This is a genomic window from Pseudomonas sp. BMS12 (assembly GCF_001592875.1).
In the GTDB taxonomy this organism is placed as follows: Bacteria; Pseudomonadota; Gammaproteobacteria; order Pseudomonadales; family Pseudomonadaceae; genus Aquipseudomonas.
The window spans coordinates 244416-268382 of sequence record NZ_LSOF01000013.1 but is presented as its reverse complement, the minus strand read 5'-3'; the positions used below and the strand labels follow the sequence as shown (position 1 = coordinate 268382).

At 67.3% G+C, this 23967-nt stretch carries 25 protein-coding genes; 17 read left to right on the top strand and 8 right to left on the bottom strand.

The window, feature by feature from the left end:
* The 4 genes from AYB31_RS13705 to AYB31_RS13690 form a co-directional block, all read left to right on the top strand.
* On the top strand, nt 1-413 hold a 413-nt coding region (locus tag AYB31_RS13705), incomplete at its 5' end, for a formate dehydrogenase accessory sulfurtransferase FdhD (RefSeq protein WP_177332297.1).
* Nucleotides 410-2704, top strand: coding sequence for an FdhF/YdeP family oxidoreductase (locus AYB31_RS13700; RefSeq protein WP_068829242.1), 2295 nt, complete (start codon nt 410-412; stop codon nt 2702-2704). The genes AYB31_RS13705 and AYB31_RS13700, both read left to right, overlap by 4 nt.
* A gap of 96 nt (nt 2705-2800) precedes the next feature.
* Nucleotides 2801-3730 carry a lysylphosphatidylglycerol synthase transmembrane domain-containing protein gene (locus AYB31_RS13695; protein WP_068829241.1) on the top strand — a complete coding sequence of 310 codons (930 nt, stop codon included), beginning with the start codon at nt 2801-2803 and terminating at the stop codon, nt 3728-3730.
* 134 nt (nt 3731-3864) lie between these two features.
* Nucleotides 3865-4278 carry a hypothetical protein gene (locus AYB31_RS13690; protein WP_068829240.1) on the top strand — a complete coding sequence of 138 codons (414 nt, stop codon included), beginning with the start codon at nt 3865-3867 and terminating at the stop codon, nt 4276-4278.
* A 191-nt stretch (nt 4279-4469) separates the two neighbouring features.
* Here the strand turns inward: AYB31_RS13690 and AYB31_RS13685 are convergent, their stop codons facing one another.
* Together AYB31_RS13685 and AYB31_RS13680 are read right to left on the bottom strand one after the other, a co-directional pair.
* Nucleotides 4470-5549 (bottom strand): fatty acid desaturase family protein, encoded by a 1080-nt coding sequence (locus AYB31_RS13685; RefSeq protein WP_068829239.1) that lies wholly within the window; start codon nt 5547-5549, stop codon nt 4470-4472.
* A gap of 10 nt (nt 5550-5559) precedes the next feature.
* The gene (locus tag AYB31_RS13680) at nt 5560-6651 is read right to left on the bottom strand and encodes a flavin reductase family protein (RefSeq protein WP_068829238.1); all 1092 of its coding nucleotides are present in this window, start codon (nt 6649-6651) and stop codon (nt 5560-5562) included.
* A gap of 139 nt (nt 6652-6790) precedes the next feature.
* On the opposite strand from AYB31_RS13680, the gene AYB31_RS13675 reads away from it, so the two are divergent.
* The 8 genes from AYB31_RS13675 to AYB31_RS13645 all read left to right on the top strand — a co-directional run bounded on the left by AYB31_RS13675 (nt 6791) and on the right by AYB31_RS13645 (nt 11708).
* Nucleotides 6791-7426, top strand: a complete 636-nt coding sequence (locus AYB31_RS13675; RefSeq protein ID WP_068829237.1) for a TetR family transcriptional regulator — start codon at nt 6791-6793, stop codon at nt 7424-7426.
* A 152-nt stretch (nt 7427-7578) separates the two neighbouring features.
* Nucleotides 7579-8079, top strand: a complete 501-nt coding sequence (gene ureE / locus AYB31_RS13670; protein WP_068829236.1) for an urease accessory protein UreE — start codon at nt 7579-7581, stop codon at nt 8077-8079.
* Nucleotides 8076-8750, top strand: coding sequence for an urease accessory protein UreF (locus AYB31_RS13665; protein ID WP_068829235.1), 675 nt, complete (start codon nt 8076-8078; stop codon nt 8748-8750). The genes ureE and AYB31_RS13665 overlap by 4 nt, the downstream gene beginning before the upstream one ends.
* 16 nt (nt 8751-8766) lie before the next feature.
* Complete coding sequence (gene ureG, locus AYB31_RS13660; RefSeq protein WP_068829234.1) at nt 8767-9381, top strand: urease accessory protein UreG; 615 nt, start codon at nt 8767-8769, stop codon at nt 9379-9381.
* An 81-nt stretch (nt 9382-9462) separates the two neighbouring features.
* Nucleotides 9463-10035, top strand: a complete 573-nt coding sequence (locus AYB31_RS13655) for a HupE/UreJ family protein (RefSeq protein ID WP_068829233.1) — start codon at nt 9463-9465, stop codon at nt 10033-10035.
* Nucleotides 10036-10064: 29 nt separating this feature from the next.
* A complete protein-coding gene (locus tag AYB31_RS21725) occupies nt 10065-10229 on the top strand; it encodes a hypothetical protein (RefSeq protein WP_161489383.1) in 165 nt (54 codons plus the stop codon).
* A gap of 53 nt (nt 10230-10282) precedes the next feature.
* Nucleotides 10283-10882, top strand: coding sequence for a TIGR00730 family Rossman fold protein (locus AYB31_RS13650; RefSeq protein ID WP_068829232.1), 600 nt, complete (start codon nt 10283-10285; stop codon nt 10880-10882).
* Between the two features lie 58 nt (nt 10883-10940).
* Complete coding sequence (locus AYB31_RS13645) at nt 10941-11708, top strand: tetratricopeptide repeat protein (protein WP_068829231.1); 768 nt, start codon at nt 10941-10943, stop codon at nt 11706-11708.
* A gap of 15 nt (nt 11709-11723) precedes the next feature.
* On the opposite strand, the gene AYB31_RS13640 is transcribed toward AYB31_RS13645, so the two are convergent.
* The gene (locus tag AYB31_RS13640; RefSeq protein ID WP_068829257.1) at nt 11724-12521 is read right to left on the bottom strand and encodes a mechanosensitive ion channel family protein; all 798 of its coding nucleotides are present in this window, start codon (nt 12519-12521) and stop codon (nt 11724-11726) included.
* A gap of 188 nt (nt 12522-12709) precedes the next feature.
* Between AYB31_RS13640 and AYB31_RS13635 the strand changes: the two genes are divergently transcribed.
* Genes AYB31_RS13635 through AYB31_RS13620 form a run of 4 tightly spaced genes read left to right on the top strand, consistent with a single transcriptional unit; the run spans nt 12710 to nt 16974 of the window.
* The gene (locus AYB31_RS13635; protein WP_068829256.1) at nt 12710-13756 is read left to right on the top strand and encodes an extracellular solute-binding protein; all 1047 of its coding nucleotides are present in this window, start codon (nt 12710-12712) and stop codon (nt 13754-13756) included.
* A complete protein-coding gene (locus tag AYB31_RS13630) occupies nt 13753-15474 on the top strand; it encodes a diguanylate cyclase domain-containing protein (RefSeq protein ID WP_068829230.1) in 1722 nt (573 codons plus the stop codon). Before AYB31_RS13635 ends, AYB31_RS13630 begins: the two co-directional genes overlap by 4 nt.
* A gap of 54 nt (nt 15475-15528) precedes the next feature.
* Complete coding sequence (locus AYB31_RS13625) at nt 15529-16527, top strand: response regulator (protein ID WP_068829229.1); 999 nt, start codon at nt 15529-15531, stop codon at nt 16525-16527.
* A 3-nt stretch (nt 16528-16530) separates the two neighbouring features.
* Complete coding sequence (locus tag AYB31_RS13620) at nt 16531-16974, top strand: PAS domain-containing protein (protein ID WP_068829228.1); 444 nt, start codon at nt 16531-16533, stop codon at nt 16972-16974.
* Nucleotides 16975-17120: 146 nt separating this feature from the next.
* Here the strand turns inward: AYB31_RS13620 and AYB31_RS13615 are convergent, their stop codons facing one another.
* Nucleotides 17121-18455, bottom strand: a complete 1335-nt coding sequence (locus tag AYB31_RS13615) for a DEAD/DEAH box helicase (RefSeq protein ID WP_068829227.1) — start codon at nt 18453-18455, stop codon at nt 17121-17123.
* 51 nt (nt 18456-18506) lie between these two features.
* On the bottom strand, nt 18507-19718 hold the full coding sequence (locus AYB31_RS13610; protein WP_082805297.1) for a hypothetical protein: 1212 nt from the start codon (nt 19716-19718) through the stop codon (nt 18507-18509).
* Nucleotides 19719-19844: 126 nt separating this feature from the next.
* On the opposite strand from AYB31_RS13610, the gene AYB31_RS13605 reads away from it, so the two are divergent.
* Entirely contained in the window at nt 19845-21212 is a 1368-nt protein-coding gene (locus tag AYB31_RS13605; protein ID WP_068829226.1) for a chloride channel protein, read from the top strand.
* A gap of 4 nt (nt 21213-21216) precedes the next feature.
* Here the strand turns inward: AYB31_RS13605 and AYB31_RS13600 are convergent, their stop codons facing one another.
* From AYB31_RS13600 to AYB31_RS13590, 3 genes are all read right to left on the bottom strand, one after another.
* Nucleotides 21217-22248 (bottom strand): AAA family ATPase, encoded by a 1032-nt coding sequence (locus AYB31_RS13600; protein WP_068829225.1) that lies wholly within the window; start codon nt 22246-22248, stop codon nt 21217-21219.
* A 180-nt stretch (nt 22249-22428) separates the two neighbouring features.
* Nucleotides 22429-23472, bottom strand: coding sequence for an aliphatic amidase (locus AYB31_RS13595; protein WP_068829224.1), 1044 nt, complete (start codon nt 23470-23472; stop codon nt 22429-22431).
* A gap of 118 nt (nt 23473-23590) precedes the next feature.
* Nucleotides 23591-23938: an FmdB family zinc ribbon protein gene (locus AYB31_RS13590; RefSeq protein WP_068829223.1), complete on the bottom strand. Its 348-nt coding sequence runs from the start codon at nt 23936-23938 to the stop codon at nt 23591-23593.
* Nucleotides 23939-23967 lie beyond the last annotated feature (29 nt).

Genomic DNA, 23967 nt, shown 5'->3' with positions numbered 1-23967 from the left:
GCCAGGCACTGCCGCCGGCCGAACACCTGGCGCTGCTGCGCGCGCGCATCGCCGCCGCGCAGTTGCAGGCCCGGGTCAGCGGCGCCCTGCATGCGGCGCTGTTCGTCGATGACCACGGCCAGATCGCCGCATGCCGCGAAGACATCGGCCGGCACAATGCCCTGGACAAGCTGATCGGCGCCCTCGCCCACCGCCAACTCGATCCCGCCGCCGGCTTCGCCGTGGTCACCAGCCGCTGCAGCCTGGAGCTGCTGCACAAGGCGGTGCGCGCCGGCATCGCCACCCTGGTCAGCCTGTCCGCCCCCACCGCGCTGACCGTGGACTGGGCGCGTCGTCACCGCCTCAACCTGATCCACCTGCCCCATCGCCATGCGCCACGGGTCTACAGCCCGGCGCCGGAGGACCGCCCATGAGCAGCCAACCCCGCTACCAACCCTACACCGGCCCGGCCGCCGGCTGGGGCGCGCTGCGCAGCGTCACCCAGCACTGGCTGGACAGCAAGCAGCCATTCAAGAACCTGCGCGCCCTGCTCAAGACCAACCAGAACGGCGGCTTCGACTGCCCCGGTTGCGCCTGGGGCGAGTCGCCGGAAAGCGGCCTGGTGAAGTTCTGCGAGAACGGCGCCAAGGCGGTCAACTGGGAAGCTACGCGGCGTGGCATCGGCGCCGAGTTCTTCGCCCGTTACAGCGTCGCCCAGCTGCGCGAGCAGAGCGACTACTGGCTGGAGCACCAGGGCCGGCTGATCGAGCCGCTGCGCTACGACGCCGCCAGCGACCGCTACGTGCCGATCAGCTGGGACGCCGCCTTCGCCCTGATCGGCGAAGTACTGCGCAACCTCGACAACCCCGACCAGGCCGAGTTCTACACCTCCGGCCGGGCCAGCAACGAGGCGGCCTTCCTCTACCAACTGTTCGTGCGCAGCTACGGCACCAATAACTTTCCCGACTGCTCGAACATGTGCCACGAGGCCAGCGGCGTGGCCCTGGGCCAGAGCATCGGCGTGGGCAAGGGCACGGTGACCTTCGCCGACTTCGAACATGCCGACGCCATCTTCGTGTTCGGCCAGAACCCCGGCACCAACCACCCGCGCATGCTTGAACCGCTGCGCGAGGCGGTGGCGCGCGGCGCCAGCGTGGCCTGCTTCAACCCGCTCAAGGAGCGCGGTCTGGAACGCTTCCAGCACCCACAGCACCCGCTGGAGATGCTCACCAACGAGTCCGAGCCGACCAGCAGCGCCTACTTCCGCCCGCGCCTGGGTGGCGACATGGCCGCCGTGCGCGGCATGGCCAAGTACCTGCTGCAATGGGAACGCGAGCGCCCCGGCACGGTGTTCGACCAGGCCTTTATCGCGGCCCACTGCGAGGGGCTGGAAGACTGGCTGGCGCAGGTCGAGCAGACCTCCTGGCAACAGATCGAGGCGCAGTGCGGCCTGCCGCGTGCCGAGATCGAGCGGGCCGCGCGCCTGTACGCCAAGGCCGAACGGGTGATCGCCTGCTGGGCCATGGGTATCACCCAGCATCGCCACTCGGTTGCCACCATCCACGAAATCGCCAACCTCATGCTGCTGCGCGGCAACCTCGGCAAGCCGGGCGCCGGCCTGTGCCCGGTGCGCGGCCACAGCAACGTGCAGGGCGACCGCACCATGGGCATCAACGAGCGGCCACCGGCATTTTTCCTCGACGCCCTGCAGCGCCGCTTCGGCATCGACATGCCGCGCCGGCCCGGGCACAACACGGTGGAAGCCATCGAGGCCATGCTGGCCGGTCATAGCAAGGTGTTCATCGGCCTCGGCGGCAACTTCGCCCAGGCCACCCCGGACAGCCCGCGCACCCAGGCGGCGCTGCAGCAGTGCGAGCTGACCGTGCAGATCAGCACCAAGCTCAACCGCAGCCACCTGATGCATGGCCGCCAGGCGCTGATCCTGCCGTGCCTGGGGCGTACCGACCTCGACCTGCAGGCCGCCGGCCCGCAGGCGGTCACGGTGGAGGACTCGTTCAGCATGGTGCACGCGTCCTGGGGCCAGCTCGCGCCGCTGTCACGCGAGATGCGCTCGGAGCCGGCGATCATCGCCGGCATCGCCCAGGCCACCCTCGGCGCCCAGCCGCAGGACTGGCTGCAGCTGAGCGCGGACTACCGGCGCATCCGCGCACTGATCGCCGACACCATTCCCGGCTTCGCCAACTTCGAGGAGAGGCTCGCCCAGCCCGGCGGCTTCCACCTGGGCAACGCCGCCGCCGAATACCGCTGGAACACCGCCAGCGGCAAGGCGCAGTTCATCGCCCACGCGCTGCCGGACGAACTGCTGGCGCCGCAGGCGCGCGGCCAGGACGCACACCTGGTGCTGCAGACCCTGCGCTCGCACGACCAGTACAACACCACCCTGTACGGCCTGGACGACCGCTACCGCGGCGTGCACGGCATGCGCGAAGTACTCTTCATCAACCCGCAGGACATCCAGCGCCTGGGCCTGCAGGCCGGCCAGCAGGTGGATATCGTCTCGCTGTGGGACGACGGCATCGAACGGCGCGTGCGCGGTTTCACCCTGCTCGCCTACGACACGCCGCCCGGCCAGGCCGCAGCCTACTATCCTGAAACCAACCCGCTGGTGCCGCTGGCCAGCGTTGGCGAGGGCAGCTTCACCCCCACGTCCAAGTTCATCGCCATTCGCCTGCTGCCGAGCAGCGCCGTGCAACGCATCGCCTGAAACCCGGCTCAAGTGCGACCTTGAGCCGGGCGCGGCATGCGCCGATACTGCGGGGCATTTCGCCGCCGGCCTGGGCGGCACCGGCCTGGAGTGAGCATGAAGAAGCGCGACTGGATCTGGACCCTGATCGGTTTGGCCGCCGTCGTGTTCTCCTGCTACCTGCTGTACAAGGAGATCCGCACCATTTCCCTGGCCGAGCTGCAGGACAGCCTGCTGGCCATCTCCGCACACAACTGGCTGCTGGCCGGCGCCGCGACGCTTGGCGCCTACTCCGCGCTGGCCTGGTACGACCGCATCGCCATCGCCCACCTGGGCAAGAAGATCTCCTGGTGGTTCATCACCCTGTGCTCCTTCACCACCTACGCCCTGGCCCACAATATCGGCGCCTCGGTGTTCTCCGGCGCCGTGGTGCGCTACCGCGCGTACAGCAGCAAGGGACTGGAGGCCCAGGAAATCGGCCTGCTGATCTTCTTCTGCTCCTTCACCTTCGCCCTCGGCACCCTGCTCTGTGGCGGCGCGGTACTGGTGCTCGAACCGCAACTGATAGAACGCATCATCAGCGTCAGCCCCAGGGTTTCCAGGGCCATCGGCATGGGTATGCTGAGCCTGGTGTTGCTCTATGTGCTGGGCTCCTGGCGCCAGTTCCAGTCCTGGCGCTGGGGCAAGCTGCATGTCGAGTATCCGCGCCTGGGCATAGTCGCCCGCCAGTTACTGGCCGGCCCGCTGGAGCTGGCCTGCGCGGCGGCGATCATCTATTTCGCCCTGCCGGAAGCCGGCAACCCCGGCTACCTGGTGGTACTCGGCGTGTTCCTCGCGTCCTTCTCCCTGGCCCTGCTGTCGCACGCCCCCGGTGGCCTTGGCGTATTGGAAGTGACCTTCCTCGCCGCCATGCCGGAGCTGCCCACCGCCGATGTGCTGGCCGCGCTGATCGTATTCCGCGTGTTCTATCTGCTGCTGCCCTTCGCCCTTTCGCTGCTGGTCGTGCTCGCCTTCGAGTGGGCTCAGTGGCGCCGCAACAACGGCTGAAACCCCTATTGCAGAGCCTTTTCCAGGCGCATCGACAGCATCGATGGGCACTATCAGAACAGTCGACTTCAGTCTGCCAGCCAGCTCGCTAACATCTGCTCCGTACTCACTTACGCCCCCACAAGGAGCCCAAGATGAAAAAGCAGATTCTCGCCAGCCTGATCCTGGCCACCCTGACCAGCAGCGCCTTCGCCCTACCCGGTAATGAGCAGCCGCCACTGATCGAACTGCAGTCCGTTCACCACGAAAGCACCGTCGCCGAAGGTGGTGCCGAGCGCCTGATCGAGAGCCGCGATGTGGCCGAAAACGGCAGCGAACGTACCAAGGCCTTCCGCGTCGCCGAAGGCGGCTCCGAGCGTCTGCTCGACAGCCGTGATATCGCCGAGGGTGGCTCCGACCGCCTGATCGACAGCCGTGATGTCGCCGAGGGTGGTTCCGACCGCCTGATCGACAGCCGTGATATCGCCGAAGGTGGTTCCGACCGCCTGATCGAAAACCGTGATGTCGCCGAGAACGGCAACGAGCGCGTCGGCCGCCACACTGCCTGACGCTGGTTGCAACCCCCTAAAGCCCGGCACATGCCGGGCTTTTTATTGGCCGCGACAAATATCCACATGGGTGGCTTATGCGGTGCAGCCGGCTTGGGTGGGAGCGGCTTCAGCCGCGATAAGGCACCATGAAAGCAGGCAGCTATGCGCGGCAAAGCACAGCCCCTACCACCCGTCCCCTGCATCCCTCTTCAATGCGCCGGCAGCACCGGTGGCAGACGGTAGATCCAGATGCGTTTGACCACGCTGGCGAACTGCGCCGCCAGGTGTCCGCTGTTGTACACCTGGCCATAACGCGCGGCGATCTCGCGCACCTGCGGCGCCAGTTCGGCATAGCGCCGAGCCGGCAGGTCGGGAAACAGATGATGTTCGATCTGGTGGCTGAGGTTGCCGGTGAGGATGTGGAACAGCTTGCCGCCCTGCAGGTTGCTGGAGCCGCGCAACTGACGCAGGTACCACTGGCCACGGCTCTCGCCCGCCACCGACTCCTTGCTGAACACCGCCGCGCGTTCGGTGAAGTGCCCGCAGAAGATCACCAGAAAGGTCCACAGGTTGCGCAGCAGGTTGGCCAGGGCATTGCCGGCCAGCACGGCCAGGGCATTGGCACCGATGGCCAGGGCCAGCAGCGGGAATAGCAGATAGTCCTTGCCCCACAGGCGCAGCAGCTTGGCGCCGAGCTGCCGCGCCAGCGGGCGTACCTCGGCGGCGGCGATTCGCCCCTTGGCCAGCTGGTCCAGGCGCAGGTGCTGGATCGCCACGGCGTACTGGAACAGCAGCGCCTGCAACGTCACCCACAACGGCTGCCAGCGGTAGAAGGGCTTCCAGCGCTGTTCGGGGAACAGGCGCACCACGCCGTAGCCGACGTCGTCGTCCATGCCGATCACGTTGGTCCAGGTGTGGTGCACATGGTTGTGGGTGTGTCGCCAGAAATCGGCCGGCCCGGCGATATCCCACTCGTAGCGCTGGCCCATCAGCTCCGGATCGTTCATCCAGTCGTACTGGCCATGCATCACGTTGTGGCCCAGCTCCATGTTCTCGAGGATCTTGCCCAGAGCCAGCAGTAGCGTGCCGAGCAGCCAGGTGGGTGGGAACCAGCCGAGCATCAGCAGCGCCCGACCGCTCCAGCAGCACAGGCGCACGGCACCGCGCACCCGGCGGATATAGCGCGCGTCCACCGCGCCCAGGTCGGCCAGGGTGCGCCGGCGCAGGCCATCGAGTTCGCTGGCGAAGGCTTCCAGTTCGGCGCTATTCAGTTCGCGATCTTGGCGCATCGTCCTTCTCCTAGAGTTCCAGTTGCACATCGCCCAGCGGGGCGCTGACACACAGGCGGATCGGCTGGCCCGGCTCGGCGAACACGTCACCGCTGCGCAAGTCGCGCACGCGCCCACCGAGCAGGGTGCAGGTACAGGTGGTGCAGATGCCCTGGCGACAGCCATGCAGCGGCCGCAGCCCGGCCGCCTCGGCCTGCTCCAGCAGATTGCGAGCACTGTCGCCGGCGACCTGCAGATGGCTGCGCACGAAGTCCAGGCGCACCGGCGCGCCCGTTTCGACCGCACGCAACGGCGGGCTGAAGGCCTCGCTCTGCAGGGGACCGGCCCAGTGCTGGCGCAGCGTCTCGATAAAGCCGGCCGGGCCGCAGGCCAACAGGCTGAAGCCCTGCATGCCGAGCAGATGCTCCGCCCGCAGCCGGCCGCCGGGCTCGACGGCAGCGCTAGCGGCCTGGCCGGTCAGCAACCAGCGCACCTGCAGGTTGGGATAGCGTTGCATCAGCTGCTGCAGCTCCGCCGCATAGGCCTTCTGCCCGGCCTCACGCACGTAATGCAGCAGCGTGACCGGCGCCGCGTAGCCGCACGCCAGCGCCTCGCGCAGCAGGCCGAGCAGCGCAGTGATGCCGCTACCGGCCGCCAGCAGGCCGACGCCCTCGCCCTGCTGCGGCCACTGCAGGTCGCCCTGGGCCTGGCCCAATTCGAGCACGGCGCCCACGCCCAAGTGATCGAGCAGCCAATTGGACAGGCGCCCGCCCGCCTGGCGACGAATCCCCAGCTCGACACAGCCGTCGGCCGCGATCCGGGTCAGGCTGTAGCTGCGGCAGTGGCGCACGCCGCCCTGCTCCAGGTACAGCTGCACATGCTGGCCGGGGCGCCAGTTGCGGGCGTTGCCATTGCAACGCAGGCGCAGGGCCAGGAGGTCGTCACTGACCCATTCGCGCCCGACCACCTGGGCCATGACACGCCTGAGCCGCCAGGCCGGGTGCAGCCAGGCCAGCACGGCATCCACCTCCGCCTCGCGCAGCCACTGGCCGGCCACCAAAGCACGCACGGGCCGCAACCAGGGCGCCAGGCGACGAACGAGAGACAAGGGCAGCAGGGTCATGGCGGCCATCCAGTGAACATTTGTTCACTAATCTGGCAGGCACATCTATTTCAGTCAACACTTGTTCACTGTGATCGGTTCGACGCCGACAAAGGGCATTTGCTAGAGTGCGGCGCACCCTTGCTACCAGCCGAAGCCCATGTCACCCCGCGCCGAACAGAAACTGCAGACCCGCCTGGCCCTGATGGATGCTGCCCGCAGCCTGATGGATAGTGGCCGCGGCTTCGGCAGCCTGAGCCTGCGCGAAGTCAGCCGCACCGCCGGCATCGTGCCGACCGGCTTCTACCGCCACTTCCAGGACATGGACGAGCTGGGCCTGGCGCTGGTCGCCGAGGTCGACGCCACCTTCCGCAACACCCTGCGCGAGGTGCGCCGCAGCCAGATCGAGATGGGCAGCATCATCGAAGCCAGCGCGCGCATCTTCCTCGACGCCGTGAATGCCAACCGCAGCCAGTTCCTGTTTCTCGCCCGCGAGCAGTACGGCGGCTCGCAGCCGGTGCGCCAGGCCATCGGCCAGTTGCGCCAGCAGATCACCGACGACCTGGTGGCCGACCTCAAGCTGCTCAGCCGTACCCCGCACTTGGACGACCCGGCCCTGGAAGTGCTCGCCGACCTGGTGGTGAAGACCGTGTTCGCCACCTTGCCCGAGCTGATCGACGCCCCCGCCGAAGCACTGCCCGCGCACCTCACCCCGGAAGCGAAGATGACCCAGCAGCTGCGCTTCATCTTCATCGGTGCCAAGCACTGGCATGGTCTGGGCCAGGGTCGCGACTAGGCGCACCAAATTGGTCGCCACAAAACAATCAAGCACCAATATGGCGCATCGCTGAGCCCCAATTTCTGGCACAACAGCGCCAACCGGGGGCCGTAGCGGCTTGGCAAGGGCCTTGCTCTGCCATCAGGACATTTCCTGAACGGACGTCCAACATGCTGGTGATTCATCACCGCCTCGCGCCCCAGCCGCACTGGGACGAAGAACTGCACCTGACCCATGAAGCCCGCAGCAAGAGCCGCCTGCGCTGCTTCAGCGCTGCCGGCGAAGACGTCGGCCTGTTCCTCGAACGCGGCCAGCCGCCACTGTGCGACGGCGACTTCCTGCGCGCCGAAGACGGCCGCATCGTGCGCGTCTGCGCTCGCCCGGAGGCCCTGCTGCATGTGACCTGCGCCAGCGCCTTCGAGCTGATGCGCGCCGCCTATCACCTGGGCAACCGCCACGTCGCCCTGCAACTGGGCGACGGTTGGCTGCGCCTGCTCGACGACTATGTGCTCAAGGCCATGCTCGACCAGCTCGGCGCCAACACCTGCACCATCGAGGCGCCGTTCCAGCCGGAACATGGCGCCTATGGCGGCGGGCATCACCATTCCCATGCCGGTGAGGCCGAGTTCAGCTACGCGCCGCGCCTACACCAGTTCGGCGTGCGCACATGAACAAGGCCTGGGCCCTGCTGAGACTGGCCAGCCCGCAGCTACCGATCGGTGGCTACAGCTATTCCCAGGGGCTGGAGATGGCAGTGGAACGCGGCCTGGTGCATGACCAGGACAGCGCTCGCTGCTGGATCACCGATCAGTTGCTGCTCAACCTGACGCGCTTCGAGGCACCTTTGCTACTGGCCCACTGCCAGGCCGCGGCCGAGGGTGACTGGGCGGCCCTGGGCGAGCTGGCCGAACAGCACCATGCCAGCCGCGAAACCCGTGAACTGGCCCTGGAAAGCCGGCAGATGGGCTATTCGCTGAAGCAGCTGTTGCAGGGCCTGCCGGAGCTGGACGAGGCGACTCGCTGCTTCCTCGATACCCAGGCCGACTTGGGCCTGGCACCCGCCTGGGCCCTGGCTGCCCGTACCTGGCAGATCAGCCCGCAGGACGCCCTCGCCGCCTGGCTGTGGGGCTGGCTGGAAAACCAGCTCGCGGTATTGATGAAGACTCTGCCGCTGGGCCAGCAGGCCGCCCAGCGCCTGACCAGCGAGCTAATGCCGCTGCTGGAACAGGCCCAGCATGAGGCCAGCCAGAAACAACCCGAACACTGGGGCAGCGCCGCCTTCGGCCTGGCCCTGGCCAGCATGGCGCACGAGCGCCAGTACAGCCGTTTATTCCGCTCATGAGAAAAGGAAGCAACAGATGAACAGCCAACCCCTGCGCGTCGGCATCGGCGGCCCGGTCGGTTCCGGCAAGACCGCCCTCACCCTGGCCCTGTGCTGCGCCCTGCGTGAGCGCTACAACATCGCCGTGGTCACCAACGACATCTACACCCAGGAAGACGCCCAGTTCCTGGTGCGCAACGAGGCCCTGGCGCCGGAGCGCATCATCGGTGTGGAAACCGGCGGCTGCCCGCACACGGCGATCCGCGAGGACGCCTCGATCAACCTGGAGGCGGTCGACCAGCTCAACCGGCGCTTCCCCGGCCTCGACCTGATCATCGTCGAATCCGGCGGCGACAACCTTTCCGCCACCTTCAGCCCCGAGCTGTCCGACCTGACCCTGTACGTGATCGACGTCTCCGCCGGCGACAAGCTGCCACGCAAGGGCGGCCCGGGCATCTGCAAGTCCGACCTGCTGGTGATCAACAAGATCGACCTGGCACCCATGGTCGGCGCCTCGCTGGAAGTGATGGACCGCGACGCACGCAAGATGCGCGGCGACAAGCCCTTCGTCTTCAGCAACCAGAAGGTCGGCCAGGGTCTCGACGAGATCATCGCCTTCATCGAACGCCACGGCATGCTCACCGCCGCCTGACCATGACGCTCTCTCCCTCTGGGAGAGGGCCGGGGTGAGGGACACCCCGTCAACGCAATCGACCCCAAGGAGCACCATTTCATGAACCTGCGCAAAACCCTCTACACCCTCGCCCTGCTCTGCACCCCGGGCCTGGCCTTCGCCCATGCGGGGCATGACCACTCCGGCATCATGGCCGGCCTGGCCCACCCGGTATTCGGCCTCGACCACCTGCTGGCGATGCTCGCCGTCGGCCTGTGGGCCGCCCAGCAGACCGGAGCAGCGCGCTGGGCTCTGCCGGCCACCTTCGTCGGCAGCATGCTGGTCGGCGGTCTGCTCGGCTTCGCCGGCCTGCAGCTCCCCCTCATGGAAACCGGCATCGCCGCTTCGGTACTGGCCTTCGGCCTGCTGGTTGCAGTCGCCGCGCGCCTGCCGATGATGGTTGCGCTCGGAGTTACAGCACTGTTCGCCCTGACCCACGGCGTGGCCCACGGCCTGGAGTTGCCGGAGCTGGCCAGCCCCTGGGGTTATGCCGTCGGCTTCGTCGTCGCCACCGCCGCCCTGCATGGCCTGGGCTATCTACTGGTGCGCTTCCTGCCACGCGCCGCCGCTCCCCTGGTGCGCCTGGCCGGCGGCGCCTCGGCCATCACCGGCGCCTGGCTGCTGGCCAGCTGATCCCCCGGCCGGCGTGCAAGACGCCGGCTATGGCCACCATCGAGACAATCAACGGGCCGTTTCGCGGCCCGTTGCCTAGGCTGAGGTTCATCGCCCCCGAGGAGCCCGTCATGCCCATCCACGATTTCATCCGCAGCCTGCTCGCCGCCTACGCGGCTGGCGCCAGTGGCAGTTACCCACAGGAACTCGCCTGACCGAACGGACAGGGTTACCCTGTGCGCCCTCGTTTTATCTGGGAGCACTTCGTATGAGCCTGAAGTCCGTCTGCGTGTTCTGCGGCGCCAGCCCCGGCGCCCGTCCGATCTACCGTGAAGCCGCCGAGGCCCTCGGCCGCAGCCTGGCCGAGCGCGGCCTGACGCTGATCTACGGCGGCGGCGCTGTCGGCCTGATGGGCATCGTGGCGGACGCCGCGCTGGCCGCAGGTGGGGAAGTGATCGGCATCATCCCGCAGAGCCTGGAACGTGCCGAGATCGGCCACAACGGCCTGACCCGCCTGGAAGTGGTGGACGGCATGCATGCACGCAAGGCGCGCATGGCCGAACTGGCCGACGCCTTCATCGCCCTGCCCGGCGGCCTGGGCACCCTGGAGGAACTGTTCGAGGTGTGGACCTGGGGCCAGCTCGGCTACCACGCCAAGCCGCTGGGCCTGCTCGAAGTCGATGGTTTCTATGCGCGCCTGACCGACTTCCTCGACCACCTGGTGGCCGAGCGCTTCGTCCGCGAGCCGCACCGCGCCATGTTGCAGATCGACGAAGCGCCGAGCGCACTGCTCGAACGCCTCGCCGCCTGGCAGCCCACGGTCGCCCCCAAGTGGGTCGACCGTACAGGCCAGGATACGCCGCCCTGACAAGGTCGCGGCGGCGTGTTACATAGTCCGCCCACCGTGCCACAAGGATGTCGCCACAATGCCCCTGCTCGCCCTTTTGCTCATCGCCTGCCAGATCGTCTGTGGCCTGCATGTGGTCCGCAGCGGCCAGGAACGCTACTGGTTGTACCTGATCATCGCCCTGCCCGGTCTCGGCTGCCTGATCTACTTCCTCGGCATCATGCTGCCCGACATGCTGGGCAGCCGCAGCGGCCGGAGGGCGATCAACCGTGTACACGACCACCTCGACCCACAGCGCCACCTGCGGGCCCTGCGCGACGCCCTGGAACTGAGCGACACCCGCGAGACCCGCATACAGCTGGCCAACGAACTATTGCGCCTGGAGCGTGCCGACGAAGCCGCCGAGCACTACCGCGCCGCCCTGCGTGGCATTCATAGCCACGCCCCGGACATCATGCTCGGCCTGGCCCGTGCGCAGTTCGCCCTGAACGACGCCGCGCAGTGCCGCGAGACCCTTGACCAGCTGATCCAGCACAATCCGCAGTTCCGCTCCGCCGAAGGGCACCTGCTGTACGCCCGCGCCCTGATGCGCCTGGGCGAGCTGGCCAAGGCCGAGGAGGAGTTCCATGCCCTGCTTGGCCACTTCGCCGGCCCCGAGGCGCGCTATAATTATGCCCTGCTGCTGATCCAGGCCGGGCGCACTGGCGAGGCTCGTGACCAGCTACAGCAGATCGAACAGTACGCACGACGTGCCCCCAAGCACTACCGCAACCTGCACCAGACCTGCCTGACCCAGGCTCGCGAACAACTGAAGGCGCTGGACGCCCCGCAGCAGCAGAGCGCCTAGCGGCATTCACGGGGGCTAACCGGCCTGCTGCACGATCACCGTCTGCGCCGGCATCGGCGCCGGGAAGCCGGCCTCGCCCAGGGCGTCCTTGATCATCCGGTTGGTGTCGAAATACACCTGCCAGTAGTGATCGGTATGGCAATAGGGACGTACCGCCAGCACCGGCCCGACCAGGTTGAACTCGAGGATCTCCACCTCCACCGCCGGTTCGGCCAGCACGTTGTCGAGGGTGGCGATGCGCTGCTTGAGCAGCGCCGCCGCCCCCTTCCAGTCCGCGCTACCAGCCAGCTGGGCCTTCAGGTCGACCCGGCGAAAGGCGTTGTGCGAGAAGTTCTGGATGTTGTCGCTGAAGATCTTGTTGTTGCCGACCAGGGTCAGCACGTTGTCCGGCGTATTGATTGCGGTAACGAACAGGCCGATCTCGGTGACGGTACCGGTCACTCCACCGGCACATATGAAGTCACCGACCTTGAACGGCCGCAGGACGATGATGAAGCCACCGGCCGCCAGGTTGGCCAGCAGCCCCGACCAGGCCATGCCGATGGCCAGACCGACGGCAGCGATCAGTGCGGCGAAGGTGGTGGTCTGCACCCCGAAATAGCCGAGAATGCCGATCACCAGCAGGATGTTGAGCGTGACGGTGATGAAGTTGCCCACGTAGCGCAGCACGGTCGGATCGACCTTCTGCCGGCCCAGGGCTTTCTGCACCAGGCCAACGGCAAATCCGATCAGCCAGCGGCCGATCACCCAGAAGGCGATGGCGGCCAGAATCTTCACGGCGAAGGCGGCGCCATATTGCGCCACCATGTCCATCAACTGATTGACCTTGGTGGTGCCCACCGTGATCAGATTGTCTCCCTCGTCCACGACTTTTTACCCGCAAGTGATTGATGACCTGGGAAACGCTAGCACGCCTGGCGCAGACTGCTCGCCGCCGCCACGCTGCAAGGCAAATGGCCATCGTATACACTGCTGAAGCGCCCTCGGTATTGGCCTTGTCCATGACGTACCCTCGCTCATCTCGACTCCTGCTCTGCGTCCTGCTCGCCCTGCTCCCGGCACTGGCGACCGCCGATGCCAAGGTATTGCGCCTGCTGGCCTGGCCCGGCTATGCCGACTCCGACCTGGTGCAACAGTTCGAGAAGCGCCACGGGGTTTCGGTTGAGGTCACGCTGGTCGGCAACGACGATGTCCTGCGCAGCAAACTGACCGCAGGCAACGGCGCCGACTACGACCTGGTCGCCGCCAATACCGCGGAGATCGCCTTCTATATCGAGCAAGGCCTGCTGCAGCCGCTGGACCCGACGCATATCGCCAATACCACCCGCCAGCTCTGGCGCTTTCGCGACTACCGCAAGATTCCCGGCATCAGTCGCGACGGCAAGGTCTACGCCATCCCCTACACCTACTCGGACATGGGCCTCATCTACGACCGCAGCCAGCTCGACAGCCCACCCACCTCCATCACCAGCCTCTGGGACCCACGCCTGCAGGGCCGCGTGCTGGCCTTCAACGGCAGCAGCCACAACTTCTCCCTGGCCAACCAGGCCCGTGGCCGCGACCCGTTCCGTATCGACCCGGAGGACTTCGCCGAGCTGAGCGAGCAACTGATCGCCCTGCGCCGCAATGTGCTGACCTTCTATACCCTGCCCGAGGAAGCCGCCGCGCTGTTCCGCGAACACCACATCGCCCTGCTCTGGGCCAACTACGGCCGCCAGCAACTCAAGCAGCTGCGTGATGCCGGTGCCGACGTCGGCTACGTGATTCCCCACGAGGGTGCCCTGGCCTGGCTCGACTGCTGGGCCATCAGCCGCGGCGCCCGCGACCTGAAGCTGGCCGAGGCCTGGATCGATTTCACCCTGGAAGCGCCGATGAGTCAGGCCCTGGTCGAGCGCCAGGGGCTCTCCAACACCCTGCAGGAACCAGCCGACGTCGAGGTGCCAGGCAACATGGTCTGGCTGCGCCCAGTGGAGGACGCCGAGCGCCGCGCACGCCTGTGGCAGCGCATTCTCTCCGGTGAGCGGCCGCCGCTGGTGGAGGCGCCATGAAGACCGGCATCGCCTTCAAGCTCGGCTGCCTGCTGGCGGTGTTCGGCATACTGGTCAGCGGCCTGACCGGCTACCACTCCTACAGCAGTAGCCGCAGCAGCCTGCTCAAGGCCGCCGAGCGCGACCTGCTGACCGCCACTCAGGTACTTGGCCGCAACCTGCGCGGCAGCCTCGACAGCATCTCCCGCGACGTGCGCATGCTGGCTCTGGTGACCCGAGAGCGCGATCTACCGACCCTGGTCGACGGCCGTCGCCGCAGTCACACCGAGCGCGACCTGGCCCAATTGTTCCGCGCCACCATGCAGGTACATCCGGAATACCTGCAGATCCGCCTGATCAGTGCCGCCAGCCACGGCCTGGAGCAGGTTCGCATCGACCGCGACGGCGAGCTGCTGGTACGGGTCAGCGAAGACCAGCTGCAGGAGAAGGGCCATTACGCCTATGTGTTCGACACCCTGCGCCTGGCGCCCGGCCAGGTGCGCCTGTCGCCCATCGTCATCAATCACGAGCTGGGCGCCCACTCCGGCATGGGCAAACCGACCCTGCACGTGTCCAGCCCGGTGCTCGGCAACGACGGCAAGGTGTTCGGCCTGATCGTCATCAACATCGACCTGGATCAGCTGTTCGCCCAACTCAAGAGCGACCTTCCGGAGTATTACCGGGTGTACCTGAGCAACAACTGGGGCGACCTGCTGATCCACCCGGACCACCGCCGCACCTTCGGCTTCGACCAGGGCCGCCGCCTGTTCCTGCAGGACGAATTCCCCCTGGTCAAGCAACTGCTCGACTCCGCCGGCCCTGGCAGCCTGATCAGCCGCAGTAGCGAAGAGCAGCACGAGCTGCTCGCCGCCTTCGTGCGCCTGCAGGTCGGCGACAGCGAGCCAGGGCGCTTCGTGGTGCTGGGCATGGCCCAACCGGAAGACCATGTGCTGGCGGAAACCCAGCTGCTCGGCCAGCGCATCGCCCAGGTCGTGCTGCTTTCCAGCCTGCTGGCGCTGCTCATCGCCATCTTCGCCTCGCGGGCCATGACCCGCCCGCTGACCAGCATCAACAACGCCGTGCAGCAGTTCACCCGCGACCGCCTGCGCAGCTCGCTGCCGGTCGAGCGCAAGGATGAACTGGGGCAGCTGGCACGCAGTTTCGCGCAGATGCAGGAGGAAATCCTCGAACAGCTGGACGAGCTCCACCAGAGCCGCAACGCCCTCGAACACCTGGCCCGCCACGACCCGCTGACCGGGCTGCCCAACCGTCGGGTGTTCTTCGAGCGCCTCGACCACGCCCTGGCCAATGCCCGGCGCAGTGCCCGGCCGCTGGCCGTGCTGTTCGTCGACCTCGACCATTTCAAGGAGCTCAACGACAGCCTCGGCCATGGTTCCGGCGACAGCGTGCTGCAGGCCGTGGCCAACCTGCTGCGCTCGGCCACCCGCGAGAGCGACACGGTGGCGCGCCTGGGCGGTGACGAATTCGTCGTGCTGATCGAGCAGATGGACGACCCGCAGCAGGTCCTGAGCGTCGTGCAGAAACTGCATGAACGCTTCCAGCTGCCCATGCTGATCGGCGGCCAGGAAGTGCAGGTACAGGCCAGCATGGGCGTCAGCCTGTTCCCCCGCGATGGCGACGACATCGAGTCACTGCTGCAACAGGCCGACCGCGCCATGTACGCGGCCAAGAATGCCGGGCGCAATACCTACAGCTACGAGGCGCCGACGCCACGCTGAGCATGGCCGGCTATGCTTGCCGATACCACGATCCACTCAAGGCGGACGCATCCCGTGATTCCACTTCTGGTCTGCGACGACTCCGGCATGGCACGCAAGCAGCTGATCCGCGCCCTGCCTGCGGACTGGCCGGTGCAGATCACCCAGGCCGCGCACGGTGAGGAAGCCATGGCGGCGATCCGCCAGGGCCTCGGCCAGGTGGTGCTGCTCGATCTGACCATGCCGGTGATGGACGGCTACCAGGTGCTCGCCCAGGTCCGCGAGGAAGAACTGCCGTGCAGCATCCTGGTGGTCTCCGGCGACGTCCAGGCCGAGGCGCTGCGCCGGGTGCAGGAGCTGGGCGCGCTGGCCTTCCTGCGCAAACCGGCCGACGCGACGGAGCTGCGCGACACCCTGCAACGCCTGGGCCTGCTGCAGGACGGCGCCACGGCGGCAACGCCAGAACAACCGCAGGAAACGACCAAGGTCGGCTTCCGTGATGCCCTGCGCGAGGTCAGCAACGTTGCCATGGGCCGCGCCGCCGCCCTGCTCGCCGAGGAGCTCGGCGTGTTCGTGCAACTGCCGATTCCGACGGTCGACCTGTTCGAAGCCAGCGAGCTGCACATGGCCCTGGCCGATGCCAATCGCGGCGACTGCCTCAGCGCCGTGTGCCAGGGCTTCATCGGCGAAGCCATCGCCGGCGAGGCGCTGCTGCTGTTCCACGACTCGGAAATCGCCGATATCCGCCACCTGCTCGGCCTGCGCCCGGGCGACGATACCGGCACCTCGGAAATGCTCCTCGACCTTGCCAGCATCCTGATCGGTGCCTGCCTGGCCGGCATCGCCGAGCAGATCGACGTGCGCTTCTCCCAGGGCCACCCGCAACTGCTCGGCGAGCACGCGCAGACCATCGACGAGCTGATCCAGTTCAACCGCGCGCGCTGGCGCCAGACCCTGGCTGTGGAAATCAGCTATGGCCTGGAGGGCCACGCCGTGCACTTCGACTTGCTGTTGCTGTTCACCGAGGACTCGGTGCCGCTGCTCACCGGCAAGATCCAGTACCTGATGGAGTGAGCCATGTCCGGCCAAGCCCAGATCGACCTGCGTGAACTGCACTGGCTGCTGGATATCGTCCAGTGCCTGGATGTGGGCGTGCTGGTGATGGACCGCAACTTCCATATCGAGGTGTGGAACAGCTTCATGGAAAACCACTCGGGCCTGGGCGCCGACCAGGTGCAGGGCCGCGAGCTGTTCCAGCTGTTTCCGGAGATCGACCGCGCCTGGCTGGAGCGCAAGGTCGGCACCGTGCTGCGCCTGGGCACCCGCGCCTTCAGCCTGTGGCAGCAGCGCCCGTACCTGCTGCACTTCAAGAGCTATCGGCCGATCACCGGCCAGGCCGACTTCATGTACCAGAACCTCACCATCCTGCCGCTGGCCGCCACCGCGGGCCAGGTCGAGCACGTCTGCCTGGTGATCTACGACATGACCGATGCGGCGGTGGCGCAGCTGCGTCAGGGCTGAGCCCGAAATGAGGATCTGCCTCGGGCCTCCTGGGAGGGGCTGGGCGCGACGCTGATGCTGAGTGGGAGCGGCTTCAGCCGCGATTAGAGGCAGCGCAAAAGCATCGCGGCTAAAGCCGCTCCCACATACAGGCCAAGCCGCCTCTGCTACCTCTTCTTCGGCCTTGGTTTCTCGCCCAGCTTGGGCACGGCCCGCACGGCCTTGACCTTGGGCTTGGCGCTGTCTTCCTCGAACCAGTTGCCCATGTGGATTCGGCTCTTGGCGCCAGCACCCGGCACGATCTTGACCTTGGGTTTCTTCGGCTTCTTCAGAATCGCACCGCCAGGCGCAGTCTGCGGCACCCGATGGTCCGGCTCGAAGCCCGGCTCGTCCTCGCGGCGGATAACCTCGCGCAGCAGCGTCTCGATGGCCGCCAGCAGCTCCACCTCGTCGGCGCAGACCAGCGATACCGCCTCACCCGAGGCGCCGGCGCGGCCGGTGCGGCCGATGCGGTGCACATAGTCCTCGGCGACGATCGGCAGGTCGAGATTGACCACCAGCGGCAGCTCGGCGATGTCCAGGCCGCGGGCCGCCACATCGGTGGCCACCAGCACCCGTACCTCGCCGGCCTTGAAGCGTTGCAGGGCACGCAGGCGTGAGGGCTGCGGCTTGTCGCCGTGGATCGAATCGGCCGCAATGCCTTCGCTGAGCAGCAGCTGCTCCAGCTCGTCGACGCCCTTGCGCGTCTTGCCGAACACCAGCAGCTGGTCCCAGCCGCGCTCGCGGTACAGGTGCAGGAACAGCTCGCTCTTGCGTTTCTTGTCCACCGTCACCAGCCAGTGCTTGACGCTCTTGGCCGCCGCATTGCGCGGGCTGACCTCGATCGACAATGGGTCGCGCAGCAGCTCGCCGGCCATCTGCCGGATGGCGTCGGAGAAAGTCGCGGAGAACAGCAGGGTCTGGCGCTTGCGTGGCAGGGCGCTGAACAACTCGTCCAGCTCCTTGGCGAAGCCCAGGTCGAGCATGCGGTCGGCCTCGTCCAGCACCAGCGCCTGCAGCTGGTCGAAGCGCACCGCGTTCTGCCGGTACAGATCGAGCAAACGCCCCGGGGTGGCCACCAGCAGGTCGAGACCCTTGCGCAGCTTGAGCATCTGCGGGTTGATGCTGACCCCGCCATACACCGTGTAGGTGCGCAGCGGCAGGTTCTGCGCGTACTGCTGGATGGCCTGCTGCACCTGCTCGGCCAGCTCGCGGGTCGGTACCAGCACCAGCGCACGCACCGAATTGCTCGCCACCTGAGCGCCCTGGGTGGTGAGCAGCTGCAGCAGCGGCAAGGCGAAGCCTGCAGTCTTGCCGGTGCCGGTCTGTGCAGCGGCAAGTACATCGCGACCTTTCAGTACGGCGGGGATGGCCTCCTTCTGCACCGGCGTCGGCGTGCGGTAGTCGAGCGCTTCGAGGGTGCGCAGGATGGGATCGATCAGGCCGAGGGTGGCGAAGGTCATGGCGGTAAACCGGAAACGGGGGAAGCCGCTAGTTTACCCGCATGTACGCGCCTAGGCCTCTACCGGCGTGGCGAACAGGATAACTGCCAGCGCCAGCAACAACGCAGCGCCGAAGCTTGCCGCCTGCCAGCGGCGCTGCAGCCGCCAGGCCAGCAGGCCCGCCTGGGCGGCCTGCAGGGCGTAGTAGAGGACGAACATCCTCGAGGCCCAGGTGATGATCTCGTAGAGGTTGGCCAGCCAGGTGATGGCGATGGCCACCAGCGCGGTCAGCAGATTGCCCAGGCGCACACGAAAGCGCCGGCCACTGGCCTCGGCAAGCAGACCACCGGCACCATTCATGTCGGCCACCGCCGCCGACAGCTGCGACGCCAGCGCGGCGAGAATCAGCAGCGGAGCCAACAGTCGCCCCAGTGGTTGCAGCAGATCGATCACCGCCGTTTCGCTGCCGCGCTCGGGCAGGCCGTTACTGAACTGCAGGGTGATGAGCAGGAGAAAGGCCAGGTAGATCAGGGTCGACAGCCCCTGGGCCAGGCGCATGCTGCGCACCCGCGTGGCCGCATCGTAGCGGGCGCCCAGGTAGCGCGACGTCTCGAAGCCCTGCACCAGGATCACCAGACCGAGCAGAATGCTCAGTCCCTCCCAGCTGCCGACATGCGCGTGCGCCCGCCAGACGAAGGTGTCGCTCTGCCAGGCCTCGACATTGGCCAGCGCCAGCACCAGCAGCAGGCCTCCGATCAGTGCCAGCTTGAGGGCCACCACGATCAGCTCGATACGTTCCAGACCACCCAACCCGCCCAGCAGGCCAATCAGGCCGAGCGCGCCGATCACCAGGGTCGCCAGCAGCCGAATCCACAGCGGGTCGACCACCTCGCCGAGACGCAGGCCGAAGGCGGCGAACAGGTTGAGGTAGTAGGCCACCGAGACGAAGTAGGCCAGCGCCAGCGCCAGGCTGGCGGCACGCTCCAGTGCCAGTACGTGACGCGCGGGCGAGTCGCCGAGCAGCGGCTCCAGATGGCGGATATTGAAGCGGATGGCGCTGCCGAACCAGTAACCCAGCGCGCAGAGCACCAGCATCGCCAGCCAGGCCCAGTTGCCCACGGTATGCGCGAGGATGGGCGCCGCCACCAGAAAACCGGAGCCGATGATCGAGGCCAGCGGCGTGACCGTGGCTCGCCACAGGTCCCAGCGGCGCAGGCGGCCCTGCAGTAAAAACAGGCTCAGCAGCGCCGTCGTGCCCAGCATCAGCCAATCCGCTGCCTGCATGCCTCTCTCCCCTCGTTGCATCCCGTGCCATCATCCTGCCGACCGGCCTGCGGCCTGGCAAGCGCGGCCCAGACGCGCCCGAGCGGTTACACTAGGGGCCAAGCCCAGCCGTACCCCGGGAGTCCCATGCCCAGTACCCGCCCTGCACTCGACGTGAAACGTCTGCGTGAGCGCCGCCGCCTGCGCGCCCTGCGCCAGCGCGCCGCCTTCTGGCTCGGCGCCCTGCTGGTCGGCTTCGCCGCCCTGGCCTTCGCCTGGCTGGCCGACCATGCCTTCGAGCGCTTCGAGTGGCTGATCGAGCGCTACCCCTACGCCCCCTGGATAGTGACTCCGCTCGGCTTCGCCCTGCTCGCCTGGCTGACCCAGGGTTACCTCAAGGAAGCCAAGGGCAGTGGCATCCCGCAGGTCATCGCCTGCCTGGAATTACCGTCCAACCGCCTGCGCCAGCGCCTGCTGGCGCTGCCGATCGCCGTGGCGAAGATGCTGCTCACCGTGCTGGCCCTGCTCTGCGGCGCCTCGGTCGGCCGCGAGGGGCCGACCGTGCATATCGGCGCGGCGCTGATGTACAACTTCGGCCGCCGCCTCGGCCTGCAGGGCCGCCACGCGCTGTCCGGGCTGATCCTCGCCGGCGGCGCGGCCGGCATCGCCGCCGCCTTCAATACCCCGCTGGCGGGCGTGGTGTTCGCCCTGGAAGAACTCAGCACGCGCATGGAACAGGGCTTCAACGGCGTGATCCTGATGGCCGTGCTGATCGGCGGCATGGTCACCCTGGGGCTGATGGGCCACTACAGCTACTTCGGCGAGATCAGCGCCGAGCTGCCGCTGAGCGATGCCTGGCTGGCGGTGCTGGCCTGCGGCCTGTTCGGCGGCGTCAGTGGCGGGCTGTATTGCCGCCTGGTACTGCCGGCAAAACGCGGGCCACTGGCCGTGCTTGGCGCCTGGCGGGCCAAGCGTCCGGTGGTGTTCGCCGCGGCTTGTGGCCTGATCCTGGCCCTGCTCGGGCTGATCTCCGGGCAGCACGTGTTCGGCACCGGCTACGCGGAAACCCGCGCCCTGCTGGAAGGCCAACCGCAGACCGATGGCCTGTTCCTGCTGTGGAAGTTTCTCGCCAACGTGGTGTCCTACCTGGCCGGCATTCCCGGCGGGCTGTTCTCGCCGTCGCTGGCAGTCGGCGCTGGCATCGGCCCCTGGCTGATCGACTGGATTCCCGGCATCACCCTGCAGACAGCCGGGTTGCTGGGCATGGCCGCCTACCTGGCCGGCGTCACCCGCACGCCGCTGACCGCGACGGTGATCACCATCGAACTGGCGCACAGCCAGGACATGGCCCTGCCGATTCTCGCCGCCAGCCTGCTGGCCAGCAGCATCTCCGCGCGCATCTCGCCGGTGCCGCTGTACCGCGCCTTCGCCCAGGCCCTGCTCGACCAGCTGGCGCCCGCGCCGAAGCAGCACCAGGAAACAACCGCGACTGCGGCCCCCGCCGACAAGAACTGAACGTTCAGTCGTGCTCCACCTGCACCTGTAGTCCATCCTCGTGGGCTACAGCGCGCAGGCGGATTGCCGCCGGATCGGCCAGTACGCAGTCGGCGATGGCCGGCTCCAGCTCGGTACGCACCCGCCGCGCCAGGGCGCGGGCGCCGTAGCGTGCATCGTGGGCACGGCACAGCCACTCGACCGCGCTCTCTTCCAGCCACAGCGAACGACCCTGGCGGCCCAGACGCTGATTGAGCTTGGTCAGTTCAATCTCCAGCAGCGCTTCCAGCCAGTCCTCGTCGAGCGGCTGGAAGTCGAGGATGCGGTCGATGCGATTGAGGAACTCCGGGTCGAAACTGCGCGTGAGCGCCCGCTCGCGCTCGCCCGCCTCGTCGGCACGCAGGCCCAGCCAGCGCCGCCAGCCACGGGCAAAACGTTCGCGCAGCCGTTGCACCGGCTGCGCGCCGACGTTGCTGGTCATGAAGATCAGGCTGTTGCGGAAATCCAGGGTGCGGCTGCCGGCGCTCAGGGTCAGGCGGCCGTTTTCCAGAATGCCGAGCAGGCTGCGCAGCACTTGCGGGCTGGCCTTTTCCAGTTCGTCGAACAGCACGATGCCGGGACGACCGAAGCTGCCGGCAATCGCCTCGGCATCGAACAGGGTGGTGCCCTCCTTGCTGCCGACATAACCGGGCGGCGCGCCGGTCAGCGCGGCGGCGTAGTGCTCCTGGGCCAGGGTGTGCATGTCGATGCGGCAGAACGCATCGGCGCGGCCGTGGATGGCCTCGGCCAGCAGGCGCACCACCTCGGTCTTGCCGACCCCGGTGGGGCCCATGAACAGGTTGACCGCCAGCGGCCGCTCGCGCTCGCCGATATCGGCCTTGACCACCTTGAGCAGGGCTTCGACCTGTTCCAGCACTGCGTCCTGACCGACGATACGCGCGCGCAGCAGGGCCATCACCGCTGCGGGTTCGAACAGGAAGCGTGACTGCAACTTGGCCGCCGGCACCTCGTCGAGTTGCTGGCGGTTGTGGGCAATCAGGTCGTTGGCGAAGGGCATGAGATCTCGGCTCGGCAGTGGAAACCTGGTTGTGGAAACGCCTGGGCAGCACTCCGCCTTGGCCACCCCCAAAGCATCGCGGCTGAAGCCGCTCCCACAGTGTTCGGAGTTGCACTGTTCTGTTGTGGGAGCGGTTGGGCGGCACCCCGTTTTAGCCGCGAAGAGCAGGCAGAGCCGGAGTCATCCGGCCTCTCGCTCCTTTCCGGAGTGCGGCAACTCACCCACCGGGCAATCGGCCACGCCGATGGTCTTGCGGGTCATCTTCTCCACATCCTCCTGGGCCTTCTGCGCGTCCAGCACCCAGGTGCGGTAGAACTCGAACGGGCAGTCGGCCACGCCCTTGTCGCCGTCGCCGGAGTTGTACACGCCGGTGTAGCCACGGTGCAGCAGCTTGAACAGGTGGTTCTGCGACTGGTCATTGGCGCGGGCGTCGCGGATCTGCGAGACCGATAGCTGGGCGTACTGGATGCCCATTTCCTCCTCGCCGCACTCGCCGAGGGTGCGGCCGTCGAAGCCGATGATCGCGGAGTGGCCGAAGTAGCTGTACACGCCGTCGAAGCCGGCGGCATTGGCCACCGCCACGTAGCAGTTGTTGGCCCAGGCCATGCTCTTGGCCATCAGCACCTGCTGTTCCTTGGCCGGGTACATGTAGCCCTGGCAGCGCACGATCAGTTCGGCGCCCTTCATCGCGCAGTCGCGCCAGATCTCCGGGTAGTTGCCGTCATCGCAGATGATCAGGCTGATCTTCAGGCCCTTGGGGCCTTCGGAGACGTAGGTACGGTCGCCCGGGTACCAGCCCTCGATCGGGCACCAGGGAATGCATTTGCGGTACTTCTGCACGATCTCGCCCTGGTCATCGATCAGAACGAGGGTGTTGTACGGCGCCTTGTGCGGATGCTCTTCGTGGCGCTCGCCGGTCAGCGAGAAGATGCCCCAGGTCCTGGCCTCGCGGCAGGCGGCGGAGAAGATCGTGGTCTCCTCGCCGGGGATGGCGGCGGCGGTTTCCATCATCTCGTCGTGGTCATACATGATGCCCATGGTGCTGTACTCGGGGAACACCACCAGATCCATGCCCGGCAGGCCGAGCTTCATGCCCTTGATCATCTCGGCGATCTTGTGCGCGTTGTCGAGCACTTCGGCCTTGCTGTGCAGGCGCGGCATCTTGTAGTTGACCACGGCGACGCCGACGGTGTCCGGGCTGCTGGAAATATCGCCGTGACGCATGAGGACCTCCGGTTAGATGTGATTTGCTGGGAGCGGCTGCGCGGCACTGCGTTTCAGCCGGGCTGCGTGGGCGTTGCCTGGTTTCGCGGCTAAAGCCGCTCCCACGGGGATACGGGTATCAGTGGCTGATCATCCACGGTCGCCCGGCCGGCTTGCCCTTCATGGCATGCGGGTTGGCCTTGGTCGGCGCCAGGGGCTTGTTCGGGGTGCAGCAGCCGCAGCCCTTGGGGTGTTTGCGGCTCTGCTGGTATTCGTCGAGCGTCTGCGGCGCGTGGGCGCTGCGCTCGTTGGCGGCGATGGCGCGGCGCTGGCTGCCGGGCATGGTGGCCAGGCCTGGTGCGCTGAGGATCACCCGTTGGCTCTGGCTGCCGCAGTAGGGGCAATCGCAGGGCTGATCGCGGTCGGCCATGGGCCGCAGCAGGGTGAAGTCGCCGCACGCGGCGCAGTCGTATTCGTAGATGGGCATGGCAGCTTCCTCCTGGGACTTTGAAATAC